Origin of the sequence: Novacetimonas cocois (genome assembly GCF_003311635.1) — a bacterium.
In the GTDB taxonomy this organism is placed as follows: Bacteria; Pseudomonadota; Alphaproteobacteria; order Acetobacterales; family Acetobacteraceae; genus Novacetimonas; species Novacetimonas cocois.
The window spans coordinates 1-5,202 of sequence record NZ_QEXL01000038.1; the positions used below are offsets into that span (position 1 = coordinate 1).

7 protein-coding genes are annotated in these 5,202 nt (G+C 56.1%); 5 read left to right on the forward strand and 2 right to left on the reverse strand.

Going from position 1 to position 5,202, the window contains the following annotated elements:
- Window positions 1–849 (reverse strand): MobQ family relaxase (gene mobQ / locus NJLHNGOC_RS15095; RefSeq protein WP_113597075.1); only part of this gene is annotated, 849 nt, incomplete at its 3' end.
- Between the two features lie 216 nt (window positions 850–1,065).
- On the opposite strand from mobQ, the gene NJLHNGOC_RS15100 reads away from it, so the two are divergent.
- From NJLHNGOC_RS15100 to NJLHNGOC_RS15785, 5 genes are all read left to right on the forward strand, one after another.
- A complete protein-coding gene (locus NJLHNGOC_RS15100) occupies window positions 1,066–1,323 on the forward strand; it encodes a mobilization protein (RefSeq protein ID WP_113597076.1) in 258 nt (85 codons plus the stop codon).
- Window positions 1,320–1,856, forward strand: coding sequence for a replication protein (locus NJLHNGOC_RS15105; RefSeq protein WP_113597077.1), 537 nt, complete (start codon window positions 1,320–1,322; stop codon window positions 1,854–1,856). The genes NJLHNGOC_RS15100 and NJLHNGOC_RS15105 overlap by 4 nt, the downstream gene beginning before the upstream one ends.
- A gap of 329 nt (window positions 1,857–2,185) precedes the next feature.
- On the forward strand, window positions 2,186–2,785 hold the full coding sequence (locus NJLHNGOC_RS15110; RefSeq protein WP_113597078.1) for a helix-turn-helix domain-containing protein: 600 nt from the start codon (window positions 2,186–2,188) through the stop codon (window positions 2,783–2,785).
- Window positions 2,782–3,219: a DUF29 domain-containing protein gene (locus NJLHNGOC_RS15115; RefSeq protein ID WP_113597079.1), complete on the forward strand. Its 438-nt coding sequence runs from the start codon at window positions 2,782–2,784 to the stop codon at window positions 3,217–3,219. The genes NJLHNGOC_RS15110 and NJLHNGOC_RS15115 overlap by 4 nt, the downstream gene beginning before the upstream one ends.
- A 192-nt stretch (window positions 3,220–3,411) precedes the next feature.
- Window positions 3,412–4,896: a S41 family peptidase gene (locus NJLHNGOC_RS15785; protein ID WP_133258765.1), complete on the forward strand. Its 1,485-nt coding sequence runs from the start codon at window positions 3,412–3,414 to the stop codon at window positions 4,894–4,896.
- Window positions 4,897–4,900: 4 nt separating this feature from the next.
- Here NJLHNGOC_RS15785 and NJLHNGOC_RS15120 read toward each other — a convergent pair whose 3' ends face one another.
- On the reverse strand, window positions 4,901–5,098 hold the full coding sequence (locus tag NJLHNGOC_RS15120; RefSeq protein ID WP_239021571.1) for a hypothetical protein: 198 nt from the start codon (window positions 5,096–5,098) through the stop codon (window positions 4,901–4,903).
- Between the last annotated feature and the right edge of the window lie 104 nt (window positions 5,099–5,202).

Genomic DNA, 5,202 nt, shown 5'->3' on the forward strand with positions numbered 1-5,202 from the left:
AGCGCGTCCTCGGCTTAGCGTAGGATTTCGCCCCCTCCCGCAAACGACCCCCTCAAGGCCGGAGAACAGCTCCTGCGCCTTCTCCATGGCCTTACGGGCCGCCTCAAGAACCCGGTTCCGCTCGCGGATCTCCGCATTCTGCTTCCCGAGATCCGTCACCGGCTCCCGGCCGGGAATCTCGCGGGCCGCCTGACGCTCTAGCGCGGTCGCTGACACCCCCATGTGACGGGTCGGCTCCTGTTCCTTCCCCTGGCGCTCGAAACTCCGGTGATCCACCCGCTGTTCGACCTGGTGCCGTTCCAGCGCCATGTTCACCTGGCGCGCCCACACCCCCCGCATGTGCTCGATCTCGGCCGATGCGGTACTGGCCACGTCCAGAACCCGCGTCTTGGCCCCCAGACCATCCTCCCCGGCCGTCCGGGTGGTGGTGAGAATATGGGCGTGATGGTTCCGGTTATCCCCTTCCCGGCCGGGTTCATGGATCGCCACATCGGCCACCACCCCGTACCGCGCCACCAGCTCACGGGCGAAATCCCGGGCCAGTTCTTTCCGTGCGCCCGCATCCAGCTCGGCCGGTAACGCCAGCTCGTATTCCCGGCCGGTCTTGGCGTCCTTCCTCTTCTCGGCCGCCTCGGCTGCGTTCCACAGGGCGTTCCGGTCCAGCGCCCAGTCAGCACCATCAGGAGCCACGATGAACGCATCCTCCACCCCCTGTTTCCGGGTGTAGTCGTGCGTCAGGCCCTGCCGTTCGTCCGTCAGTTCCTGACCGGCACGATAGGCGGCCGCTGCCACGACGCTGCGACCGGCCGAACGGGATATGGCTTTGACAGACAGGTGATAGATCGCCACAGGACACCGGGAGAAGGAAGGGTTCAGGGAAGGAACGTCCCTGACGCACGCATTGCGAAGCAATGCTAAAGTGCGCCCTTATGTCTATCGTCACAAGGGTTGTTTGGCCTTTACGACGAATCAAGGAAACTTTCGAAAAATCGGCTATCATCAACAGGGTCACGCGGGAACAGAAATAACGACAGACCATTGCACCCACTTGGGGTGGGAGGAAAAATGACACCCATCGAAAAGGCAAAACAGCAGGTCGAGCAGGCCAAGGCCCGGTATCAGGCTTTGCTCGCTAGACAGAACGCAGAGGAACGCAAACTGGACACCCGCCGCAAGGTCATTCTGGGTGGGTTGCTGATCGACGCGGCCAAGAAGGATGAACGCTTCGGCCGGGTCATTGACGAGCTGATGAAACGCATCACCCGCGACCATGACCACAAAGCGTTCGAGGGCTGGCAGAAGCCGGAGCCTGACCGGTCATGACCGACGAACGCGAGCTGGATGACGGGCTGGCCGCGTTCGACCAGCTCGGCCGGGAAATGGCAGAGACAAACCGTCTGCTTCGGGCCGTCCGATCCGATCAGGCGGCCCGGAACCAGCAGGAACACACCCTGTCGGCCGAAATGAGGGCCGCGCTTAAACAGGCCACAGGGGCCTCACAGAAGGCGCTACAGGCCAGTCAGACGGAAATACGCTCATCTCTACTCTGGACGGGTCTGACGGCCTTCCTGATCGTTCTGGTGGCGTTTGGCGGGGGGTATTTCTTCGGTCAGCGGGCTGGATGGGACACCGGGCACGCGGACGGATACCAGAAAGCCCGGAATCAGGAGGCCGCCGCGAGCTGGGCCAACACCCCGGCCGGACAGCGGGCCTATGGCCTCGATCAGCTTGGCAGCCTCGATATGCTGGCCCTGTGCAAGGGGGATGGCTGGACCATGGAACGCCAGAAGGGTCGGACGGTCTGCTTCCCGAAACTGGACGCCAAAGGGAACCTTAGCGGCTGGTATATCCCCTGATCGTCACCGGGATGGGAAAGCCGGCCAGTCCCTTCATCGCTTCCTGAGCCATTTTCTCTTGCCCGATTCTGCCGGCGTCACAGGGTCCGGGCGAGCGCGGAGCGGGAGCGGCGTAGCCCGCCCAGAGGGCGCCGGAACAGACCCCGAAATGGCAGTTTTCCACCAAAAAAAGAGAGACCAACAGAGAGATTAGATTCTTTTCTCTTTCTTAGGGATCGCCACACCCCGCAAGAAACTGGGAGAAATGGATTGTTTTACGTGTCGGAATCTGACACGTATTGGTGCCATAGCCTGACACGTAAAAACGGGTTCTCCACAGGGAGCAAGACATGGCCCAGATTGTGCGCCTCACCACCAAACCACAGCGGTCGGGACAGGAGGAAGCCGCACAGGCGGCCGAGCAGCTCTCTCTCCTGTCCGCAGAACTCCTGAAGCATTTGCCCGGAGAGGCGCGTATAGCCATCTCAAGGGCCACACACGCGCTACAGAAGGCCGCGCGACCAGACACCACCGAAGGGCTTTGGCCGGGAGGTTTCAGCATGTTGAGCCGTACGCAGACCGCCGCGATCTGGGACGCCATCCGCGAATTACCATCAGATGCTCGACCCAATCAGGTCCGTCATGCTTTTGATCTGATAATACTCAATCTCCGGCAAGACACCGGGGAGGTTCTGCTTACTCGTGACCAGCTCGCCGAACGGATCGGATGCGCACCCGCCAACGTCAGCCGGATCATGGGAACGTTGGAAAAAATGGGCGTAATCCGCCGTGAACGGCGTAAGATCGAAGGAATGCAGGGCCGAGGAATAGCCGTATATTTCATCAACCCGCATGTGGCATGGAATGGCTCGCTGGACGTTCGCAAGGCCCTAGCCGCGGAGACCCGGCCACCCATGCAACTCGAACTTCTTCATGGAGGTGCGTCATGAGCAGCACCCTTTACGACCATGATTTTTACGCATGGACCAACGAGCAGGCCGGACTGCTACGCGCCGGAAAGCTATCCGAGGCGGACCTTGAACACATCGCCGAGGAAATCGAAAGCATGGGGAAATCCGAGAAACGTGAACTCATCAGCCGTCTGACCGTGCTGCTTCTCCATCTGCTCAAATGGGAGTTCCAGCCTGTGCGCCGGGGCGCTTCATGGCGTCTGTCGATTGCCAATACTCGCGATGCGTTAACTGATCATCTAGCCGACAATCCAAGCCTGCGAAGTGTTCTGGAAGCCAGCATCGACACAGCTTACCGCCGTGCCCGCCGTGATGCTGCTTTGGAAACCGGCTTTCCCGAAAGCACCTTTCCTGCCTCCTGCCCGTGGTCCTTCAGTCAGATGATGGACGAAGGATTCTGGCCGGAAGCCTGATCATTGGGGCATATCATGACCAGCCTTTCCGACGAACTGGCCGCCAAGAAAGTCGCAATCAGAAAGGCCCGGAACAGCACGAAGCCCGCCATCCCGGCCCAGCAGGTTCTGGCAATCCTGTCAGGTGAGTGACCTAGCAGACCCAGCGACCATCGTTAGTAAATTTACTTTTTTGAATAAAAAGGTTGATAAATGAGTTTTTTATTTAAGAAAATTTATTTGTCTATGCTTACAATAATATGTTTTTTTCCAACATACGTATATTCTTCTGAAAAAAATTGGTCAGAAATTACGACTGATGACGTCAAATATTTTCATGACGACATAGAATCCAATCACCCAGGCACAGTCAATTCCCTCGATCCGAACTTTAACTCACACAACAATACAGCCTATCATCTAGCCCTTGAGCGTGCCCGAACGGTAAACAGTTATTCTGGATATTACTGGACACTCTATAGCTATGCCGCCAGTTTTAATGACGGACATGTCGGAATTTATCCAACCCAGAAAGCACCAAATCTTTCATCTCGATGGCCAGGTTTTCTTACGTCGTTTGACAATAAAGGAAAGCAAGTCGTCTTAACACATCTTAAAAACGTTCCTATTAAATCAGGATCTGTTCTTATTTCATGCGATGGAATTACTGCCGAAACCTTAGCTGATCGGAACGTCGGAGCTTTTACCTCGGCTTGGCAATTAGTAAGCAAACGCCAAACTCAAGGATGGCGGCTATTTATCGACCAAGGTAATCCATTCATCAAACTTCCACGCCGCTGTCTCTTCGCGATTGGCAATCATCATCAAACATTGCAGCTAAATTGGCGTAATATCTCGGCACAAGAATTAGAGAAACTTTCAAACATAGCAACGCAACACAGCGTACCTCCCATTGAATTACGTGTTCTATCGAATGGCACTTACTGGATGTCCATGTCAGGTTTCGATGGAACACCCGGAAGTAGCGAAGCACAGGCTCTCACGAGTGCCGTTGACGCACTAAAAAGCGATAGGAACAGCCTTCTTGCTTCGCCACGTTTAGTGCTTGACCTTCGTGGAAACACTGGAGGATCGTCAGACTGGCCTAGGCAAATTGCCAACATCATCTGGGGTCATGACGCAGTAGAAGCGGTTCCATCTGCAGATGGAGTAGATTGGCGAGCTTCAGCAGGAAATCTTGAGACTTTGTCAAGAAATTGGGAAAGAGCAAATGCAGACCCGAACACGTCTCCAGAGGTTAAGACGTGGTTCACCCGAACCATCGCGGGAATAACTGAAGCACATCAACAGGGACGCCCATACTGGACCGATCGAGACACGGTCGATGTCAAAAGGAGTAAAAGCAGACCAGAAACCCATCTGCATCCTACGGTTTTTCTTCTAACTGATGAACGTTGTTTTTCCGCATGTCTTGACGCCGTTGATCTATGGCGGGCACTTGGTGGCATCCAAGTTGGTTATGAGACCAGTGCAGACACGCTTTATATGGACACTCGTTCCGACAGGCTACCAAGTGGACTGGTGTTTCTATCTCTACCAATGAAAGTATATCGAGGACGTCAGCGCGGCTCAAACATCCCATGGAAACCTGTATATTACTATGATGGTGACATCCGAGATACGAATGCTGTTGCCTCTTGGATTGCTAGATTGCCACTTAACAAGACAAACGAGTGATATATCAAAACCCGATACTCGGCCCCCGATCCCGTGACCGCCTGAACGTCGGCTCCCCGATCTCCTTGGCGAGCTGCTTCTGGCGGTCCTTCTCGGCGGCTTTCCGGGCTTCCTCGGCCGCCCGGATTTCCTGCTGGCGTCTGATCTCGGTCTGACGCGCCAACTCTTTTCTCTGGCGTTCGGCTTCCCTCTCCCGCTCCATCCGCTGCCCGATCTTCCGGGCCAGACCGACCGCCTGCCTTGCCCGTTTCTCAAGGGGTCGTTTGCGGGAGGGGGCGAAATCCTACGCTAAGGCTTTGGCCAGCG